The organism is Mycobacterium novum, from assembly GCF_010726505.1.
Taxonomy (GTDB): domain Bacteria; phylum Actinomycetota; class Actinomycetes; order Mycobacteriales; family Mycobacteriaceae; genus Mycobacterium; species Mycobacterium algericum.
The window spans coordinates 3939676-3958632 of the sequence record NZ_AP022562.1 but is presented as its reverse complement, the minus strand read 5'-3'; the positions used below and the strand labels follow the sequence as shown (position 1 = coordinate 3958632).

Annotated in this window: 16 protein-coding genes; 6 read left to right on the top strand and 10 right to left on the bottom strand. The window is 70.4% G+C overall.

Features of this window, described 5'->3' with window-relative positions; all coding sequences use genetic code 11:
* Nucleotides 1–59: 59 nt before the first annotated feature.
* The gene (locus tag G6N19_RS18710; RefSeq protein ID WP_041318037.1) at nucleotides 60–668 is read right to left on the bottom strand and encodes a riboflavin synthase; all 609 of its coding nucleotides are present in this window, start codon (nucleotides 666–668) and stop codon (nucleotides 60–62) included.
* A 52-nt stretch (nucleotides 669–720) separates the two neighbouring features.
* Here G6N19_RS18710 and G6N19_RS18705 point away from each other — a divergent pair, with 52 nt between their 5' ends.
* Nucleotides 721–1419 (top strand): LppX_LprAFG lipoprotein, encoded by a 699-nt coding sequence (locus tag G6N19_RS18705; protein ID WP_041318040.1) that lies wholly within the window; start codon nucleotides 721–723, stop codon nucleotides 1417–1419.
* Nucleotides 1419–2987 (top strand): MFS transporter, encoded by a 1569-nt coding sequence (locus G6N19_RS18700; protein ID WP_041318043.1) that lies wholly within the window; start codon nucleotides 1419–1421, stop codon nucleotides 2985–2987. The genes G6N19_RS18705 and G6N19_RS18700 overlap by 1 nt, the downstream gene beginning before the upstream one ends.
* 129 nt (nucleotides 2988–3116) lie before the next feature.
* On the opposite strand, the gene ribD is transcribed toward G6N19_RS18700, so the two are convergent.
* The 6 genes from ribD to G6N19_RS18670 all read right to left on the bottom strand — a co-directional run bounded on the left by ribD (nucleotide 3117) and on the right by G6N19_RS18670 (nucleotide 9682).
* Entirely contained in the window at nucleotides 3117–4148 is a 1032-nt protein-coding gene (ribD, locus tag G6N19_RS18695) for a bifunctional diaminohydroxyphosphoribosylaminopyrimidine deaminase/5-amino-6-(5-phosphoribosylamino)uracil reductase RibD (protein ID WP_013829221.1), read from the bottom strand.
* A gap of 63 nt (nucleotides 4149–4211) precedes the next feature.
* Nucleotides 4212–4877: a ribulose-phosphate 3-epimerase gene (gene rpe, locus G6N19_RS18690; protein WP_041318046.1), complete on the bottom strand. Its 666-nt coding sequence runs from the start codon at nucleotides 4875–4877 to the stop codon at nucleotides 4212–4214.
* Between the two features lie 17 nt (nucleotides 4878–4894).
* Nucleotides 4895–6295 (bottom strand): RsmB/NOP family class I SAM-dependent RNA methyltransferase, encoded by a 1401-nt coding sequence (locus G6N19_RS18685; RefSeq protein ID WP_013829223.1) that lies wholly within the window; start codon nucleotides 6293–6295, stop codon nucleotides 4895–4897.
* Nucleotides 6292–7221 (bottom strand): methionyl-tRNA formyltransferase, encoded by a 930-nt coding sequence (gene fmt, locus G6N19_RS18680; RefSeq protein ID WP_193465418.1) that lies wholly within the window; start codon nucleotides 7219–7221, stop codon nucleotides 6292–6294. Before fmt ends, G6N19_RS18685 begins: the two co-directional genes overlap by 4 nt.
* Nucleotides 7222–7258: 37 nt before the next feature.
* A complete protein-coding gene (locus G6N19_RS18675) occupies nucleotides 7259–8764 on the bottom strand; it encodes a bifunctional aminoglycoside phosphotransferase/ATP-binding protein (RefSeq protein ID WP_193465417.1) in 1506 nt (501 codons plus the stop codon).
* Between the two features lie 33 nt (nucleotides 8765–8797).
* On the bottom strand, nucleotides 8798–9682 hold the full coding sequence (locus tag G6N19_RS18670) for a universal stress protein (protein ID WP_193465416.1): 885 nt from the start codon (nucleotides 9680–9682) through the stop codon (nucleotides 8798–8800).
* 202 nt (nucleotides 9683–9884) lie between these two features.
* On the opposite strand from G6N19_RS18670, the gene G6N19_RS18665 reads away from it, so the two are divergent.
* Nucleotides 9885–10868 carry an Acg family FMN-binding oxidoreductase gene (locus tag G6N19_RS18665; protein WP_193465415.1) on the top strand — a complete coding sequence of 328 codons (984 nt, stop codon included), beginning with the start codon at nucleotides 9885–9887 and terminating at the stop codon, nucleotides 10866–10868.
* 59 nt (nucleotides 10869–10927) lie between these two features.
* Here G6N19_RS18665 and G6N19_RS18660 read toward each other — a convergent pair whose 3' ends face one another.
* Entirely contained in the window at nucleotides 10928–12871 is a 1944-nt protein-coding gene (locus tag G6N19_RS18660; protein ID WP_193466442.1) for a primosomal protein N', read from the bottom strand.
* Between the two features lie 177 nt (nucleotides 12872–13048).
* On the opposite strand from G6N19_RS18660, the gene G6N19_RS18655 reads away from it, so the two are divergent.
* Entirely contained in the window at nucleotides 13049–14407 is a 1359-nt protein-coding gene (locus G6N19_RS18655; RefSeq protein WP_193465414.1) for a DUF4226 domain-containing protein, read from the top strand.
* A gap of 33 nt (nucleotides 14408–14440) precedes the next feature.
* On the opposite strand, the gene G6N19_RS18650 is transcribed toward G6N19_RS18655, so the two are convergent.
* Entirely contained in the window at nucleotides 14441–15160 is a 720-nt protein-coding gene (locus G6N19_RS18650; RefSeq protein ID WP_041318052.1) for a lysoplasmalogenase, read from the bottom strand.
* On the opposite strand from G6N19_RS18650, the gene G6N19_RS18645 reads away from it, so the two are divergent.
* Both G6N19_RS18645 and G6N19_RS18640 read left to right on the top strand, forming a co-directional pair.
* Nucleotides 15159–16112, top strand: a complete 954-nt coding sequence (locus tag G6N19_RS18645; protein WP_193465413.1) for an alpha/beta hydrolase — start codon at nucleotides 15159–15161, stop codon at nucleotides 16110–16112. The two genes, G6N19_RS18650 and G6N19_RS18645, sit on opposite strands and share 2 nt — an antisense overlap.
* A 52-nt stretch (nucleotides 16113–16164) precedes the next feature.
* Nucleotides 16165–17661, top strand: a complete 1497-nt coding sequence (locus tag G6N19_RS18640; RefSeq protein WP_193465412.1) for a flavin-containing monooxygenase — start codon at nucleotides 16165–16167, stop codon at nucleotides 17659–17661.
* Between the two features lie 76 nt (nucleotides 17662–17737).
* On the opposite strand, the gene metK is transcribed toward G6N19_RS18640, so the two are convergent.
* On the bottom strand, nucleotides 17738–18949 hold the full coding sequence (gene metK / locus G6N19_RS18635; protein WP_193465411.1) for a methionine adenosyltransferase: 1212 nt from the start codon (nucleotides 18947–18949) through the stop codon (nucleotides 17738–17740).
* Nucleotides 18950–18957 lie beyond the last annotated feature (8 nt).

Below are 18957 nucleotides of genomic sequence, written 5' to 3'. Positions count from 1 at the left end.
ATCGGCGTAACCCGCCCGTCCAGTATGAACCACTCCCAGGCCAGGGTTTGCCGCCTGACTCATCGAGCGGGATTTGTCACCAGCCGCTCGACATACTTGGCGATGACGTCTACCTCGAGATTGACCAGTGCGCCGACCGGGGCGCGGCCCAGCGTGGTCAGCTGCAGTGTGGTCGGGATCAACGACACCTCGAAGAAGTCGTCGGGGTCACAGCCCAGCCCGGCGACGGTCAGCGAGATGCCGTCGACGGTGATCGAGCCCTTCTCCACCACGTAGCGCGCCAGCGGCGCCGGCAGCGCGATCCGCACCACTTCCCAGTGCTCCGCGGGCCTGCGGTCCAGCACCCGTCCGGTGCCGTCGACGTGCCCCTGCACGATGTGTCCGCCGAGGCGGCTGCCCAGCGCGGCCGCGCGCTCCAGGTTCACCGGCCCGCCGACCTGCAGGGATCCCAGGCTGGACCGATGCAGCGTCTCGCGCATCACATCGGCGGAGAAGCGGCCGCCGGGCAGCACCTCCACCACCGTCAGGCACACCCCGTTGACGGCGATCGAATCGCCGTGGCGGGCGTCGGAGACGACGGTCGGGCCGTGGATGACCAGGCGCGCGGCGTCAGTCAGCTCGTCGCGGCTGACCAGCTCGCCCAGTTCCTCGACGATTCCGGTGAACATCACAACAGGCTATGCGCCCGCTGGACCGCCCCGGCTGGGCGGCCTCTATACGATGTCACCCATGCGCAGACTTGTGATCGCCCTGGCCACCGCCACCACCGCCGCCGCGCTGTTCGCCGGCTGCTCCAGTAAGGATGCCGGCGGTCCGCTGCCGGACGCGACGACGCTGGTCAAGGAGTCGGCCACCACTACCGCCGACCTCAAGAGTGCCCACCTGGCCCTCTCGGTGACCGGCCAGATCAAGAACCTGCCGGTCAAGACGCTCGAGGGCGATCTGACCAACGAACCGACGACGGCGGCCAAGGGCAACGCGACGATCACGATGCTGGGCTCGGACGTCGACGCCAAGTTCGTGGTGATTGACGGCGATCTGTACGCGGCGATCACCGGTGACGACTACGACAACTACGGCGCCGCCGACAAGATCTACGACGTGGCAGCGATCCTGAGCCCCGACAAGGGGCTGGCCAACATGCTGGCCAAGCTGAAGGACCCGAAGGCGCAGGCCCGCGACACCATCAACGGCCAGAAGGCGGTCCGGGTCACCGGCGACGCGCCCGCCGACGCCGTGAACGCCCTGGCCCCGCAGCTCAAGGCCACCGCGTCGACGCCGGCCACGGTCTGGATCCAAGAGGATGGCGACCACCAGCTGGTCCAGGCCCAGCTCGACCCCAGTGCCGGCAACTCGATCCAGATGACGCTGTCGAACTGGAATGACCCGGTCACGGTTGAGAAGCCGGCGGGAGCGTGATGCGGGTCAACCGCAGACTCGCAATCAGCGCAGGTAGCCTCGCGGTCCTGCTCGGTGCCCTCGACACCTATGTCGTGGTCACCATCATGCGCGACATCATGGCGCCGCAGCCTGCCGGTGTCGGGATCCCGATCAACAAGATTCAGCAGCTCACCCCGATCATCACCTGCTATCTGCTCGGCTACATCGCCGCGATGCCGCTGCTGGGGCGGGCGTCGGACCGTTTCGGCCGCAAGCTGCTGCTCCAGGTGAGCCTGACCACGTTCGCCATCGGCTCGGTGGTGACCGCACTGGCGACCGATCTGTCCACGCTGGTCGTGGGCCGCACCATCCAGGGCGTCGCCAGCGGCGCGCTGCTGCCGGTGACCTTGGCACTGGGCGCCGACCTGTGGTCGCAGCGCAACCGGGCCGGTGTACTCGGTGGGATCGGCGCCGCCCAGGAACTGGGCAGCGTCCTCGGACCGCTCTACGGCATCTTCATCGTCTGGCTGCTGCGGGATTGGCGCGATGTGTTCTGGATCAACGTGCCGCTGACCGCGATGGCGATGGCGATGATCCACTTCAGCCTGCCGTCGCGGGCCGACGCCGCCCCGGACGACGCGCCGCCCGAACGCGTCGACGTGGTCGGCGGGCTGCTGCTGGCGGTTGCACTCGGGCTGGCCGTCATCGGCCTGTACAACCCCGAACCCAACGCCAAGCAGGCGCTGCCCGACTGGGGCCCCCCGGTGTTGGCGGGCGCCTTGGCGGCCACGGTGCTGTTCGCGCTGTGGGAGCGGTTCGCCCGCACCAAGCTGATCGACCCGACCGGCGCCCGGTTCGGGCCGTTTTTGGCCGCACTGGGCGCCTCGGTGTGTGCCGGCGCGGCATTGATGGTCACGCTGGTCGACGTCGAACTGTTCGGGCAGGGCGTGCTGGGCATGACCCAGAACGAGGCCGCCGGATTGCTGCTGCGGTTCCTGGTCGCGCTACCGGTGGGTGCGCTGTTGGGCGGCTGGATCGCCACCCGGGTCGGCGACCGGGGGGTGACGTTCGTCGGCCTGTTGATCGCGGCCGGCGGCTACTGGCTGATCTCGAAATGGCCGGTCGATCTGCTGGCCTACCGGCATGACATCTTGGGCCTGTTCTCGCTGCCCGCCCTGGACACCGACCAGATGCTGGCCGGCTTCGGGCTGGGGCTGGTGATCGGCCCGTTGACGTCGGCGGTGATGCGGTCCGTGCCGCCGCGCGAGCACGGCATCGCCGCGTCCGGGGTGGTGGTGGCCCGCATGACCGGGATGCTCGTCGGGCTGGCCGCCCTGTCGGCATGGGGCCTGTACCGCTTCAACCAGATCCTGGCCGGTATCCCCAAGGTGCCCGGCGGCAGCCTGGCCGAGAAGATGGCCGCGACCGCGCACAATTCGAAGCTGGCGTTCGCCATGATGTACGGCGAGATCTTCGGGATCACCGCGATCGTCTGTGTGGTGGGCGCGGTGCTCGGGCTGTTCATCGGCAGCAACAACGATTCCGTCGAGGACCCCGGCGCCGGTTCCTCCGCGAACGTGCGCGTCCCCGAGCGCCACGCCGGCTAGCAGCTCGGGATTGCGCACACTGGGACCGGCGAACCGCTGAGATCGCTTCCACGGTCGTGGATTTCGAGAGAATCACAGCCCTCGGCGCAATCTCGGCGAACGCCGCGTCGGCGGCGACTGGCGCGCCGGTCAGTGCGGAACCAGGGACAACAGCAGGTCCGGGCCGATCGGCTCGACGGTGTCGAACCGCCAACGCAGCGCCCGGGCGATGCTGGACACCCCGACGTCGTCGACGGCGGTGATCGGCCCACCCAGCAGGATCGGCGCCACATAGGCCAGGATCCGGTCGATGGCCCCGGCCCGCAGGAACGCCCCGGCCAGCGTGGGACCGCCCTCCAGGAGCACATCGGTGCGATCCGAGAGCGCCCGCAGCACCTCGGCCGGATCGTGGGTGCGGATCACCATGGTGCGCGAGTCGTCGTTGAGCACCTGGGCGTCCGCGGAGATCTCTCGCTCTCCCACCACCACACGCAGCGGCTGCCGTTCGGCCAGGGTGCCGTCGGGAAGCCGGGCGGTCAGCGTCGGATCGTCGACGAGCACCGTTCCGGTGCCCACCACGATGGCGTCCGCGGCCGCGCGGCGGCGGTGCAGGTCGGCCCGCGCCGCCTCGCTGGTGATCCATTGACTCGACCCGTCGGCGGCCGCGCTGCGCCCGTCGATGCTGGTGGCGTATTTCCACGTCACGTGCGGCAAACCGGTGCGCTGCTTGTGCAACCACTCCCGCAGCGGCCCGACGGTCACCGCGGCGGCCTGCACCCCGGAGAGCACCTCGATCCCGGCCGCTGCCAGCCGCGCCGGCCCGCCGGCCGCCTCGGGATTGGGGTCCTCGACGGCATAGACCACCCGTGCCACACCGGCGGCCAGCACCGCCTCCACACACGGCGGCGTTCGGCCGTGGTGGTTGCAGGGCGCCAGCGTGACCACCACAGTGCCGCCGGCGGCCAGCTCGCCGGCGCGGCGCAGCGCCACCACCTCGGCGTGCGCCTCACCGGTCGGCCGGGTCCCGCCGACGCCGACCACCTGGCCGTCACGGTCCAGCACCACTGCACCCACCGGAGGATTGGGATAGGTGTTTCCCTTGACCTGCTGCGACTGGTCGATCGCAAGCAGCATCGCCGCATCGAAACCGGCGGCGTCCGTCGCGGCCGGGGCGGTACTCATGCCTCGGCTCCTTGCTCGTTCGTCCCTCGCTCGCCGTCGCCTTCGGAGCTCATGCCTCGGCACTCATGCGCGCAGATGCGGCGACGCGGCGAGGGCCTGGCGGCGCAGTGATTCGACCGCGGCGCCCGGGTCCTCGGCGCTGTAGACGGCCGAGCCCGCGACGAAACAGTCGACGCCGGCCTCGGCGGCCTGTTCGACGGTGTCGGCGTTGATGCCGCCGTCGATCTCCACCAGGATGCTCAACTCTCCGGCGTCGACCAGCTTGCGCACCGTGCGCACCTTGCTCAATACCTCGGGGATGAAGGACTGCCCGCCGAATCCCGGTTCCACCGACATCACCAGCAAGGTGTCGAAGTTCCGCAGGATCTCCAGGTAGGGCTCCAGCGGCGTGCCCGGTTTGATGCTGAGCCCGGCTCTGGCGCCGGCGGCCCGGATGTCGCGCGCGACCGCGATCGGGTCGTCGGTGGCCTCGGCGTGGAACGTGACGTTGTAGGCGCCCGCCTCGGCGTACGGCGGCGCCCACCGGCCCGGGTCCTCGATCATCAGATGGCAGTCCATCGGGATGTCGGTGGCCGCCAACAGGCTTTCCACCACCGGCAGGCCGATCGTCAGATTGGGTACGAAGTGGGCGTCCATCACGTCGACGTGCAGCCAGTCCGCGCCCTTGACGGCATTGGCCTCCTCGGCGAGCCGGGCGAAGTCCGCCGACAGGATCGACGGCGCGATCATGGGTGGTGACACGGTGCTCAGCCTACTTGTAGCGCCGCGGCGAACATGGCGTCGGTGCCGTGCCGGTGCGGCCACAACTGCACGTGCGGGCCTTCCCCGAGCAGGCCCAAGCCGTCCAACGGCGCGAACAACGGCCGGGTGTCCAGCGCCGTCACCGGGTGCCGCCGCAGCGCGTCGGCCACCACCCCGACGGTTTCGGCCAGGTGCGGCGAACACGTCGCATACAGCACCACGCCGCCGGGCCGGGTCAGCGCGATCGCCGCCGCCAGCAGTTCGCGCTGCAGCTTCGCCAGCACCGGGACGTCGGCAGGCTGGCGGCGCCAGCGCGCTTCGGGGCGGCGCCGCAATGCCCCCAGACCGGTGCACGGCGCATCGACCAGTACCCGGTCGAAGCCGGGCGGCAACCCGGAATCGCGGCCGTCGACGGTCAGCACCGCTACATCCAGGCCACGGGTGTTTTCGGTGACCAGGTCGGCGCGCTGCGGCGACTGTTCCACCGCAGTCACCCGTGCGCCGGTCGCGGCTCCCAGCGCGGCCAGCAGCGCGGTCTTACCGCCGGGTCCGGCACACAGGTCCAGCCACCGCCCGGTGTCGTCGCCGGCTACCGGAGCCAACGCCAGCGCACGGGCCACCAGTTGACTGCCTTCGTCCTGTATCAGGGCTGCACCGGCCTGCACCGGCTCCAGCCGGCCCGGGTCGCCGCCGGACAGGTACACCGCGTACGGCGAATACCGGCCGACGGTGCCCTCGACGGCCGCGGCCAGCTCGGCGGCGGTCAGCATGCCCGGCCGGGCGGCGAGATGCACCTGCGGACGCTCGTCGTCGGCGGCCAGCACCGCGCCGAGTTCACCGGCGTCGACCCCCAACGCATCGGCGAAGGCCTGCGCTATCCAGCGGGGATGCGCCCGGACGAACGCCGCGTGTCCGATCGGGTCGGTGGCCGCGTCCGGCGCCAGCTCCCCGGTCCAGGATTGCTCATCGCGGCCGCTGATGGTTCGCAGTACCCCGTTGACGAAACCCGCACGCGCCGAATCGAATTCGATAGCAGCTTGGTCGACGGTGGTGGACACCGCGGCATGGGCGTCGACGCGGGTGCGCAGCAACTGGTAGCTGCCCAGCCGCAGCAGGTCCAGCAGCACCGGGTTGATCGCGTCGGCCGAGCGCTGCGCGGCCGCCCCGATGATCGCGTCGAGCAGCCCGCGCGCCCGGCAGGTGCCGTAGGCCAGTTCGGTGGCGAAAGCGGCGTCGCGGCCGGTGATCCCGCGTTCGCGTAGTAGCGGGGGCAGCATCAGGTTCGCGTAGGCGTCGCGCTGTGAGACCGCCCGCAATACGTCGAATGCGGCCCGGCGTGCCGGATCCAGCGGTTTGCGCTCGCGTTTGTGCGGGCCGCGCTGCGGCCGGCGCGGCGGGCGGGTCATGACGCCCGCGCCCCGGTGAGCCGGGCGCCGCGTGCCCAGTCGGCAGCGTCCATGAATTTCTTTCCCGGCGGCTGAATTTGGCCCAGTCGTACCGGCGCCGATCCGGAGCCGACCCAGACGCTTCGCCGGTCGACGTGAATGTCCCCGGGCGCCAGCGTCTTCGGCGCTTCCTCGGTGATGCTGATCGGTCCGAGCTTGATCCGCAGATCGCCGATCATCGTCCAGGCGCCCGGATTCGGGGTGACAGACCGGATGCGACGGTCGATCACCGCGGCGGGCAGCTCCCAGCGCACCCGCGCGTCCTCGACGCTGATCTTCGAGGCATAGCTGACCCCGTCGGGTGACTGTGGGACCGCGGTCAGTGCGCCGTCGGCGATGCCGTCGAGAGTGGCCGCCAGTAGTTCGGCACCCGAGACCGCCAGTCGGCTCAACAGCTCACCGGCGGTGTCGCCCGGGCGAATCGTCTCGGTGGCGACACCGTAGACCGGACCGGAGTCCAGGTCCGGTTCGATCCGGAACGTCGTGGCGCCGGTCACTTCGTCGCCGGCGGCGATAGCAGCCTGCACCGGGCTCGCCCCCCGCCAGGCCGGCAGCAGCGAGAAGTGCAGGTTGATCCAGCCGTGCACCGGTACCGACAGCAGGCCGTCGCGCAGCAGCGCCCCGTAGGCGACCACCGGGCAGCACTCGGGTGCGAGGTCGGCCAGCTCGGCGACGAACTCCGGCGAGTTCGGCTTGGCCGGCCGCAGCACCGGGATGTCGTGGTCGAGAGCCAGCCGCGCCACCGGCGACGGCTGCGGGCGCCCCCGCCGCCCCGACGCCGCGTCGGGCCGGGTGAGCACCGCCGCCACCTCGTGGCGCGGTGAGTCGATCAGCCGCTGCAACGACGGCAACGCGGTGTCCGGGGTGCCGGCGAAGACGATGCGCACCGGAACAGTTTAGGGAAGCGACGGGTCGCGGCGGCGGCTACCGCGCGGCGCCGTCCCCGTACGGCGGCTGGATCGCGGCCCGCCATTGCTCGTGGGCCTCTCGCACGCACTCATCGAGCGGCTTCGACGTGTCGACGTGATGCGCGGTGTCCCACCGGAAGTCGTCAGCCCCCAGCACGCCGGCGATCTGGGGTGTCGCATCGGAGTTGCCCGCCGCCCTGGTCCTGACGCGCTCGGCGGCGACCTCGATCGGCACCACACAGCGGATCTCGCCGAACGCCGCATGCTTGTCGTCGGCCAGCCGGCGCGCTTCGGCGCGGGTCTCCGCGTCACGCCAGGTGCCGTCGAGCACGACCGACACCCCGTCGCCCAGGTGGCGGCCCGCCCGTTGCAGTACCGCGTGATAGACGGCTGCGACGTTGGCCGGCGCGTAGAGACCCGCGCCGAGATTGCCGGTCTCTCCGCTGAGCTGCCCGGAGCTGCGCAGTTCCCGGCGCACGTCGTCGGTCGACACCACCACCGCCCCGACCCGCTCGGCGAGTGCGCCGGCCAGGGTCGACTTCCCGGTACCGGGGCCGCCGCCGACGAGCACCAACCGCACGGCGCCGTCCTCCAGGTGACGCAAGGCGATGTCCAGGTGGTCGGCCGCGGCCGCTGCGGACCCTCGTTTGCCCTGGGTCAACCGCACACAGTCGACCTTGGCCCGCACCACCGCGCGGTAGGCGATGTAGAAATCCCGCAGCGAGCGCGCCGCGGTATCGCCCGAACATGCCGCGTAGCGCTCCAGGAAATGGTCCCCCAGATCCTTGCTGCCGAGGAACTCCAGATCCATGGCCAGGAAGGCGGCGTCGTCGATGCGGTCGACATAGCGCAGTTCGTCGCTGAACTCCAGGCAGTCGAGCAGCACCGGCCGGTCGTCCACCCAGAAGATGTCGTCGGCCAGCAGGTCGGCGTGGCCGTCGACAATGCATCCCTGCTCGACGCGCCGGGTGAACAGACCCGCCCGGCCGCTCAGGTATTCGGCGCCGAGACCCTGCACTCGCCGCACGGTTTCGGATGGCACAGCGGTGCCGGCGTGCTGGTGCAGCGTGGGAAAGTTGTCGTCCCAGCGTTGCCGGACCGCCTCGGGGTCCCCCTGCCGGCTGATCGTCGGGCTGCGCTCGCCGTGGTCGTGGAAATCGGCCAGCAGGCCGGCGATGCGATCGAGCACGCGTTCGACGGGCTCGGCGCGCTTGACCATCGACGCCAGCCGTTCTTCGTCGTGATAGCGCCGCATCACGATGACCGGTTCGGCCGGCGCGCCGGCGGGCCCCTGCAAGTGGGCCACCCCGAGATAGCTATCGGGTGCAAGGCGACTGTTGAGCTCGACTTCTCGCCTACACGCCTGCTCGCGCTGCGCCACGGTGCGGAAATCGAGGAAGTCGGTCTGCAGCGGCTTTTTGGCCTTGTAGGCCCGATCGCCCACCAGCACCACCACGCCGGAGTGCGTTTCGTGTGCCTGAACGTAGGGCGCCGCCTTCTCCCCGGGTATCTCAGATTCCATGGCTTCCAGTGTTGACGATCGATGCGGCCAAGGTCATTTCGCGGCGGGCCGCGGGCGGACCACGATCACCGGAATCCCCGCCGCCTGGGCGACCGCGGAACTGACCGAACCCAACAGTTGACTCGCGAATCCGCCACGGCCGCGACTGCCCACCACCACCAGTTGGGCCTGCTCGGCCGCGTGGATCAACCAGCGTGCGGGCTGGTCACTGACCACCTTCCGGTGAACGGTCACATCGGGATACTGCTCTTGGTAGCCGGCAAGCCGTTCCGCGAGAATCTCGTGTGCCTGCTCTTCGTAGTCGCTGCGGTCGATGTTCAGCAGAGGCATGACCCCGACGTCGCTCCAGGCGTGCAACGCCACCAGTGGCACTCCCCGGCGGGACGCCTCGTCGAACGCCAGCGCCGCCGCGGTCTCCGAGGCCGGCGATCCGTCGATCCCCACCACCACGGGTGCGTCCTCGGCGACGGCACGATCCGTCCGGATGACCGCCACCGGGCCGTGGCCGTGGTGGATCAGGCTGGTGCTCACCGAGCCCAGCAGCAAGCGGCCGATCGCGCCCAGGCCCGTGCTGCCGACGACGGTCATCCAACTGCCCTTGGTGGCACCGATCAACGTGGCGATGACCTGGGAGTAGGCAATCTCGGTGTGCACCCTGGGTGCCGCGGGCCCGCGGGATTCGACAACACTGCGGGCCCGTTCGAGGACCCCTCGCGCCGCGTCGGCCTGCCAGCTGGGCATGCCGTCAGACCGTGGGTCCGGCGGCCATCCGGTCTCCAGCGGGGTCACCACGTGCAACAGGGTGAGCGGCAGGTTGCGCATAGCCGCCTCGTGCGTCGCCCAGGCGACCGCCGCATCGGATTCGGCCGATCCGTCGACACCCACCACTATCCCGCGGGTCGTCTCCGCTTGTGACATCGTGCGGCCCTCCAGCCATCGTCGCCCGCCCCGACCTTGAAGCTACGGCAGGCCGGGCCGGTTCGCAGGAGGCGTTGGGCCTCACCCCGGCGCCGTTCGCCTGCTATGCAGGTAGGACGACGACCCGCAGAGTGCCAACGGCCCTTTCGCCGGCACTCGGTTCACGGGATCATGGGTGATAGGTGGAGATCGGAGGACTGAGGTGTCTGCCGCGTTGGTCGCGACCGAAACGATCCGGGATGCGGTGCAGACCGCATGCCGTGCCCCGTCGCAGCACAACATCCAGCCGTGGCGCTGGGTGCTCGACGGCGATGAACTCCGGTTGTTCGTCGACCCCGGCCGGATACTTCCGTCGGATCGGGGCGGCCGCCAGGCGGTCATCGGGTGCGGTGCGGCGCTGGATCATCTTCGGGCCGCCGTGGCCGCGGTCGGCCTGCGCACCGATGTGCAGCGGTTTCCCAATCCCAACAACCCCGATCACCTCGCGTCGATCCGCTTCGCCCGGATGGGCTTTGTCACCGCCGGACATCACCGCCGCGTAGACGCGATCCGGGTACGACGCAGCGATCGGTTGGCGCTGGCCGCACCGTCGAACTGGGACTTGTTCGAACCCGTACTGCGCAACCACATCGGCCACATGCGGGTGCATCTCGATGTGCTGCCCGAGGACGCGCGCCCTCGGCTTGCGCAGGCGTCGCAGTTGGCGGAATCGTTGCGGCTCTACGACTCCAACTACCATGCCGAACTGAATCGCTGGACGGTGCCGTTCGAGGAATCTGCGGGTATCCCCTACCGCTCGTTGGCGTCGCTCACCGAAGGTGACCGGGTGGGCATCGGGCGAGCGTTTCCCGCCGGCCATCGGCAGGAACGGCGGGTTCACCTCACCGAGGACCAGGCCACCGTCGTGGTGCTGTCCACCGACAGCGATACCCGCGCCGACGCCCTGGCGACCGGCGAGGCGCTCTCGGCCGTCCTGCTGGAGTGCACGATGGCCGGACTGGCCACCTGCCCGCTGACACATCTGACCGAGGTACAGGCGTCCCGGGAGATCGTCGAGACGCTGGTGGGCGGTGATGCCCTCCCGCAGGTGCTGATCCGGATCGGGCACGCGCCCGCCACCGAAGAATCACCGCCGCGCACCCGGCGGCGCCCGCTTGACGAGTTCCTGAAAGTCCAAGGGAGATAGGGTCGGTCACCGCGCGGGACGGCGACGTGTCCCGGCGACCTGGCCTCGCCGTCGGCGGGTCAGCCGATGTGCAGCGGGTCGATCTGCACCCGCACCGGGCGGTGTGACCCGCGCGCGCTGAGCACACCGATGCTGTCACGCAGCGCCGCAGCCAGCGCAAGACCGTGATCGCGGCCCACCCGGACCAGCATCCGGATCACGGCCGACTCGTCGCCGATACCGGCCGGGCGCCGCACCCCGGGCGGCAGCGGTACCGGGCCCAGCGGCTCGGCGCCGTCGGGTAACCGCGCCTGCTCCAGCAGCGCCGTCACCGACTCCACATCACCGTCGACGGTGGCGATATGCACCGCCGGCGGCAGTCCGACCTCGGCGCGGGTGCCCAGTTCGGCATCGGCATGGCCGACCGGGTCCCACCGGATGAGAGCCTGCACGGTCGGGATCGACGACTCGGCCACCACTGTCACCACCCCGCCGGCATCGCGGTCGCGCACCAGCGCCGCCGCGGCCATCCAGCGGCGCAGCGTGTCTTCGGCGGCGCGCAGATCCTGGCGGCCCAGCAGCGCCCAGCTGTCCAGCAGCAGTCCCGCCCCGTAGCCGTTCGGGGTCCGCGGTTCGGCACCGGGGGTGGCGATCACCAACGCGGGCCCGTCATCGGTGCGATCGACGATGGTGTCCCCGGCGGAGGTGATGACCGGGGTGCCCGGGAAGGCGCGGCCGAGTTCTTCGGCAGTGCGGCGCGCGCCGATGACCACCGCGCGCACCGAATCCGAGCCGCAGCGCCCACACCGCAGCGCTGGATCGACCCGGCCGCACCACCGGCACACTGCCGCACCGCCGCGCTCCGGCAGCGACAACGGCCCGGTGCAGTGCCGGCACCGCGCGATGGTTCGACAGCGTCCACACGCCAGCGACGGCACATACCCGCGCCGGGGCACCTGCACCAGCACCGGTGCACCCGCGGCCAGTGCGGTGCGCGCGCTCTGCAGGGCGACCGCGGGCAGTCGGGCGGTGCGCGCCGCGGCGTCACGCTCGTCCGCATACCCGCTGTCGTCGAGGGCCACCACTCGCGGTGCCGCAGCCCGCACCACCGTCCGCGATGCCACCACGTCGTGCGCCCATCCGGCATTCACCAGGGCGTGTGCCTCGGCGGTGCGCGCATGGCCACCGATCAGTGCGGCACAGCCCGACAGATGCGCCCGCAGCATCGCCACCTCACGGGCGTGCGGGTAAGGCGCCCGCGGCTCGGCCAGGCTGTCATCGCCGTCGTCCCAGACCATGACCAGCCCCAGCTCGGGCAGCGGGGCGAAGACCGCACTGCGGGTGCCGATCACCAGCCGGGCGCCGCCGCGCAGCACCGACAGCCAGCGCCGGTACCGGGTGGCCGGCCCCAGCCCCGCCGACAGCGCCACCACCGCCGACTCGTCGATGCGGGCCGTCGCCGCACGGCTCAGGGCGTCGACATCGCGCTGATCCGGCACGATCGCCAGCGCGGTGCGCCCGGCACGGATGGCGGCGACGGCAGCCTCGGCGAACCGATCGGTCCATGAGTCGCCCGGCAGCACCTGCCAGACCGCACGTGCGGCCCGCCCCTCCTCCAGCGCCGCCAGATACGCGCCGCCGGCCGGATAGCGCTGCCAGCCCGCCGGATTCACCGGTTCGAGCACCGGCGCCTCCGGTAGCTCCACCGCTTCGCGTTCCACCCGGGCGTGGCGCGGCGGTATCGCCAGGCGCAGCACGTCGGCCCGGCTGCCGGCGTAACGGGCAGCCACCGCTTCCACCAGCCGGCGAACCTCGGCGGTGAGCACCGGTTCGGCCGAGATCACCCGCTCCAGCCGGCCCAGTCTGCCGGTGTGGTCGGTATCGGCGCGGCGCTCCCAGATGAAGGCATCGACCAGCCGACCGTGGAAGCGCACCCGCACGCGGGTGCCGGGCAGCGCGTGTTCAGCCTGCTCCGGTGTGACGAGATAGTCGAACTCGCGGTCCAGATGCGGCACCGTCAGCATCGGCAGCACCCGGGCGATGGGGCCGCCGGGCTCGGCGGGTTCGCTCTCGAGGCGCTCGACGCTCACCACGCAGGTCTAGCAGACGCCGCCGACCCCGGCATCCGCCGGATCACAGAGCCACCGGGCCTGTGGATCGGCGGGCGCGCCGTTGCTCGCGCCGAATTACCTTGCTGCGGTATGCCCGAACAGCGCGGCGCCCACGCGGAGACGGCGCAGGTACGCGAGGGCTCACTCGCCGTCCGGCAGCAGACCGCAGCCCGCACCGACGACGTGCTGTCCACGGCCCTGCGCGGCGCGGTCGATCACGCCCGGGAGGGTCGTCGGCGTCTCGATAGCATCGGCGCCGAGATCCGCGATGCGCTGGGCGATCAGCGGGCGCCGGCATGGGACACCCCGGCCGGTGTCCGCCAGTTCCAGCTCTTCTTGGCCGCCAAGGCCCGAGACATCCGCCGGGTGGTCGCCGACGTCGCCGCCGACAACCGGGCGGGTACGGCGCTGCTGCGATCGCTGGGGCCGGACTATGGGGTCCCGGCCCGAGTGCGCGACCGGTTGAACCGGCAGGCTCTCGCCGATGACATCAGCCGGGTGGAGCACGCCACCAAGGCGATCAGCGCCGCGGACATGATCCGCTACGACAACGCGCTGCGGGTCCGTGACGGGCTGCGCTCCAACGCCGACGCGGGCACCGGGGCGGTGCTGTTGCTCAGTTATGATCCGGCGGCGTTCGCCGGCCGGGGCCGGGCCGCCATCGCGATCGGCGATCCCGACACCGCCGACAACACCACCGTGCTGGTGCCCGGGGCGCACAGCAGCGTCCGTGACGGCTACCTGTCGAATCCCGACGGGGTGAACGTCCACCGCGAGGCCGCCCGCGCCGATCCGGCCCGATCGAATTCGGTCATCCTGTGGATGGGTTATCGCACCCCGGACAGCCTGTTGGATCCACTGGTGGCGCAACCGAATTCGGCGCGGTCCGGCGGCAGCATGCTGGCCGCCGACGTCAACGCCCTGCGGGCGGCGCACCGCGGCACCGGCCATATCACCGTGGTCGGGCATTCGTACGGCTCGACCACGGTGGCCGACGCCGCGGCCGGCTTCGGGATGCGGGCCGATGATGTGGTGCTCGTCGGCTCGCCGGGAACCGACCTGGCACGCAGCGCCAAGGACTTTCATCTGCCGCGGGACGGGCACGTGTATGTGGGCGCGGCATCGTCGGATCCGATCACCGGATTCGCCGGCGAACCACAACTGCCGGTGCCCGCAACCGCCGCAACGGTCGGGCTGGGCCCCGACCCGGCCGACGACGGCTACGGCTCGACCCGGTTCAAAGCCGAGCCCCCGTGGCTGTCCTCACCGATAGCCGGTCACAGCTCCTATTTCAAACCGGGCAGCGAGTCGCTGTTCAGCATCGGCGACATCGCGTCCGGCCACGGCGACGCGCTGGCGCACGACCACATGACCGCACCGCACCGCCACCGGCTTCCTGCTTTCGACCCGGAACTGCTGCGTCCCGGAACAGGGCAACACCGGCACTGACTGATCTGGCCCGCCGGCGGGCCTCAGTCTTGCTCAGTCCAAGGCCGGCTGCTCGCCGCCGGAGCGGCCGAAGAAGAAGCCGGCCGTGATGAGCAGCTGCGCCGCCGCATAGGCCCACCAGATCGGCACCGCCAGCATCTCGTTGCCCAGCACGAACTTGCCGGCCCCGATCATGGCGTCCGACACCGCGAAGAACACCGCACCCAATGCCGTCCAACGGGTGGGCAGTTTCGCCAGCAGGGCCGCGCACACCATGGCGCCGAGCACCAGCACGTAGACGGTCACCGGGACGGTCATCCCCTCGCGAGACAGGCCGGGCCAGAACCACACCAACAGGGCCAGGCAACTGACGCCGACCAGACCCGCCCCGATCAGCCCGCCGCGAGAGACCACCGCCAGCTGAAGCAGTGCCCCCAGAAAGCACAAGTGCGCCAACAGGAACGCGGTCAGGCCGGCAACGAACGACGGCTCCCACCACGGGATCGCCAGCAGCCAGTCACCGGCGGCCGACAGGATCAACGCAGGGATCAGCCAGCGCGCCTCGCGCAGGATCGGGTGCGCCGCCGCGGCCACCGCCAGTAATACCGCCATGGCCGCCTTGAACGCCGGCTGGCCGACCCAGTGCCCGGTCAGCGCATCGCCCGGCGGTGATCGCAGCGCCAGCACGGTCAGAAAGATCCCGTACCCGACAGCGACCCAACCAGCCGCGGCCCAGGCGGTGGGGACCAGTCGTGTTGCGTACGGTGTTCCCATGCCGTTCGTCGACGATGACTCCGCTATCGACCCCATAGTGCTGAAGGTACTGGACGCCGTCCCCTACCGGCTGACTCTGGCCGACGGCGTCGAAGCGGCGCGCCGCACGATGCGCGACCTGCCACGTCGGCCGGTGTACCCCGAGTTGCCCGCGGAGGACCGGGTCATCGAGGGCCCTGGCGGCGACCTGCCGGTGCGGATTTATCGCCCGCCGAACCCCGGCGCCGCTCCGGTGGTGGTGTACTTCCACGGCGGCGGGTTCGTCGCCGGTGACCTCGACACCCACGACGGCACCGCCCGCCAGCATGCGGTCCACGCCGACGCGGTGGTGGTATCGGTCGATTACCGGTTGGCTCCCGAGCACCCGTTCCCGGCCGCCGTCGAGGACGCGATGGCGGCCACCGAATGGGTGGCGGCACATGCCGAGGAGCTGGGCGCAGATCCAGCCCGGCTGGCGGTGGCCGGCGATTCGGCCGGCGGAAACCTGGCGGCGGTGGTGTCGCAGCTGGCCCGCGACAATCGGACGCCTTGCATCACTTTTCAGTTGCTGTGGTATCCGGCGACCACCTATGACACCACGCTGCCATCTTTCACCGAGAACGCCTCGGCACCGATCATCGACCGCGAGGCCCTGGCGGAGGTCACCTTCGCCTACGCCGCGGGGGTCGACCTGAGTGACCCGCCGCCGATGCTGGCGCCGGCGCGGGCGGCGGATCTGGCGGGTCTGCCGCCGGCCTATATCGCGGTGGCCGGCCACGATCCGCTGCGTGACGACGGTATCCGCTACGGCGAACTGCTGTCGGCCGCCGGGGTGCCGGTGCAGGTGCACAACGCGACGACCCAGGTGCACGGCTACCTGGGCTACGCCGGGATCATCCCGTCGGCCACCGAGGCCACCGACCTGGGGCTGGCGGCCCTGAAAGCGGCCCTGCACGCCCCCGTTCCTGACTGACGCGACCGCCCGGCGCGCTACGGTCGAGCGATATCAGCGACGAGGAGCCACCGTGACCGAGAAACCCGACCATGAAGTCCTGATCGTCGGCGCCGGCTTCTCCGGCATCGGCGCGGCGATCGGCCTCGACCGAGCCGGCATGCCCGACTATCGGATCATCGAGGCCGGCGACGGGGTCGGTGGCACCTGGCATTGGAACACCTATCCCGGTATCGCCGTGGATATTCCGTCGTTCTCGTATCAGTTCTCCTTCGAGCAGAGCACCGAGTGGTCGCGTACCTACGCACCCGGCCGGGAGCTGAAGAACTATGCCGAGCACTGCGTCGACAAGTACGGGCTGCGCTCCCGGATCCAGTTCGGGACCAAGGTGCTGTCGGCGGAGTTCGACGACGAACGCGACGTGTGGCGGGTGCAGCTGGAACGGCCGCATGGCGCCAGCGGCTGGGTCACGGCACGCTTTCTCATCAACGCCAGCGGCGTGCTGACCACGCCGCAGCTGCCCGATATCGACGGCGTCGACACCTTCGCCGGCGTGGCCATCCACACCGCGCGCTGGGACCATTCCCAGGACCTGACCGGCAAGCGCGTCGCGGTGATCGGTACCGGGGCATCGGCGGTGCAGGTGATCCCGGAGATCGCGCCGACCGTGTCCTCACTCACGGTTTTTCAGCGCACCCCGATCTGGTGCTTCCCGAAGCTGGATCTGCCGCTACCGGCTCCGATCCGCTGGGCGATGCGGGTTCCCGGCGGCATGGCGGTGCAGCGGCTGGCCAGCCAGGCCTACGTCGAGGCGACCTTCCCGATCGCGGCGCAGTACTTCACGGTGTTCCCGCTGGCCAAGCAGATGGAGTCCGCCGGGCGGGCGTACCTGCGCCGCCAGGTGCACGATCCGGTGGTGCGTGATCAGCTCACGCCGCGCTACGCGGTCGGCTGCAAGCGCCCCGGCTTCCACAACACCTACCTGTCGACGTTCAACCGCGACAACGTTCATTTGGTGGTTGATCCCATCGACCGGATCACCCCCACCGGGGTCGTCACCGCGGGCGGGTCGTCCCACGAGGTCGACGTGCTGATCTTGGCCACCGGGTTCAAGGTGATGGACAGTGACAACATCCCGACATTCGCCGTCACCGGTGCCGGCGGCCAGTCGCTGAGCCGGTTCTGGGACGAGCACCGGCTGCAGGCTTACGAGGGGGTCAGCATCCCCGGATTCCCCAATCTTTTCAGCGTTTTCGGTCCGTACGGCTACGTCGGGTCATCGTATTTCGCGCTCGTCGAAGCACAGACCCATCACATCGTGCGGTGCCTGACGAGCGCCCGTGGCCGTGGGGCGACCCGGATCGAGATATCCGAGGCGGCCAACGCCCGCTACTTCGACGAGATGATGAGCAAACGCCACCGGCAGGTCTTCTGGCAGGACAGCTGCAAGTCGGCCAACAGCTACTACTTCGACAAGAACGGGGATGTCCCGTTGCGACCCACCACGACGGTGGAGGCCTACTGGCGCAGCCGACACTTCGACCTCGACGACTACCGGTTCACCGCCTGATTTTCTACGGCGCGAGCAGACGGATAGGCCCCCAAATCCGGTCGGAAATGGGGGCCTATGCGTCTGCTCGGCGGAATTAAATGGCGCGCTTGAGGTCGTCGACCTTGTCGAGCTGCTCCCACGGCAGTTCGATGTCGGTACGGCCGAAGTGGCCGTACGCAGCGGTCGGCGCGTAGATCGGGCGCAGCAGGTCCAGGTCGCGCACGATCGCACCCGGGCGCAGGTCGAAGACCTCGGGCACGATCTTCTCGATCTTGACCGGGTCGACGGTGGCGGTGCCGAAAGTCTCGATGAACAGACCGACCGGCGCGGCCTTGCCGATGGCGTAGGCCACCTGGACCTCGACGCGCTGCGCCAGGCCTGCGGCGACGATGTTCTTGGCCACCCAGCGCATCGCGTACGCGGCCGAGCGGTCCACCTTCGACGGGTCCTTGCCGGAGAAGGCGCCGCCGCCGTGGCGAGCCCAGCCGCCGTAGGTGTCGACGATGATCTTGCGGCCGGTCAGGCCGGCGTCACCCATCGGACCGCCGACGACGAACTTGCCGGTCGGGTTGATCAGCACCCGGGTCGACGAGGAGTCCAGGGTCTCGTGGCCGAGCTCGGCGAGCACGGTGGAGATCACGTGCTCCCGCAGATCGGGGTCCAGGGTCTTCACCAGGTCGATGCCGTCGGCGTGCTGGGTGGAGATCACCACGGTGTCCAGCCGGGTCGGGACGTCGTCCTCGTACTCGATGGTGACCTGGGTCTTGCCGTCCGGGCGCAGGTAGTCCAGCGTGCCGTTCTTGCGGACCTCGGTCAGCCGCCGCGACAGCCGGTGCGCCAGCGCGATCGGCAGCGGCATCAGCTCGGGGGTGTCAGCGATGGCGTAGCCGAACATCAGGCCCTGGTCGCCGGCGCCCTGGGAGTCCAGCGGGTCGGCCGCGCCCTCGACGCGGGCTTCGTGGGCGGTGTCGACACCCTGCGCGATGTCGGGTGACTGGGCGCCGATGCCGATGTTGACCCCGCAGGTCTCACCGTCGAAGCCCTTGTCCGACGAGTCGTAGCCGATGTCGAGGATGCGCTCGCGCACGGTGTTGGTGATGTTGGCGAACGCCTCCCGGGCGCTGGTCGTCACCTCGCCGACCACGTGCACCTGACCGGTGGTGACCAGGGTCTCCACCGCGACCCGGGAGCGGGGGTCATCGGCGAGCAGTGCGTCGAGCACCGAGTCGCTGATGGCGTCACAGATCTTGTCGGGATGTCCCTCGGTCACCGACTCACTGGTGAACAGCCGACCCTTTTCGCTCACAATGTCAC

Excerpts from the sequence above, each read along its gene's own strand:
- G6N19_RS18710 (WP_041318037.1), bottom strand. The coding sequence starts at position 668 with ATGTTCACCGGAATCGTCGAGGAACTGGGCGAGCTGGTCAGCCGCGAC.
- G6N19_RS18705 (WP_041318040.1), top strand. The coding sequence starts at position 721 with ATGTCACCCATGCGCAGACTTGTGATCGCCCTGGCCACCGCCACCACC.
- G6N19_RS18700 (WP_041318043.1), top strand. The coding sequence starts at position 1,419 with ATGCGGGTCAACCGCAGACTCGCAATCAGCGCAGGTAGCCTCGCGGTC.
- ribD (WP_013829221.1), bottom strand. The coding sequence starts at position 4,148 with ATGAGTACCGCCCCGGCCGCGACGGACGCCGCCGGTTTCGATGCGGCG.
- rpe (WP_041318046.1), bottom strand. The coding sequence starts at position 4,877 with ATGATCGCGCCGTCGATCCTGTCGGCGGACTTCGCCCGGCTCGCCGAG.
- G6N19_RS18685 (WP_013829223.1), bottom strand. The coding sequence starts at position 6,295 with ATGACCCGCCCGCCGCGCCGGCCGCAGCGCGGCCCGCACAAACGCGAG.
- G6N19_RS18675 (WP_193465417.1), bottom strand. The coding sequence starts at position 8,764 with ATGGAATCTGAGATACCCGGGGAGAAGGCGGCGCCCTACGTTCAGGCA.
- G6N19_RS18670 (WP_193465416.1), bottom strand. The coding sequence starts at position 9,682 with ATGTCACAAGCGGAGACGACCCGCGGGATAGTGGTGGGTGTCGACGGA.
- G6N19_RS18660 (WP_193466442.1), bottom strand. The coding sequence starts at position 12,871 with ATGCTGACGGTGCCGCATCTGGACCGCGAGTTCGACTATCTCGTCACA.
- G6N19_RS18655 (WP_193465414.1), top strand. The coding sequence starts at position 13,049 with ATGCCCGAACAGCGCGGCGCCCACGCGGAGACGGCGCAGGTACGCGAG.
- G6N19_RS18645 (WP_193465413.1), top strand. The coding sequence starts at position 15,159 with ATGCCGTTCGTCGACGATGACTCCGCTATCGACCCCATAGTGCTGAAG.
- G6N19_RS18650 (WP_041318052.1), bottom strand. The coding sequence starts at position 15,160 with ATGGGAACACCGTACGCAACACGACTGGTCCCCACCGCCTGGGCCGCG.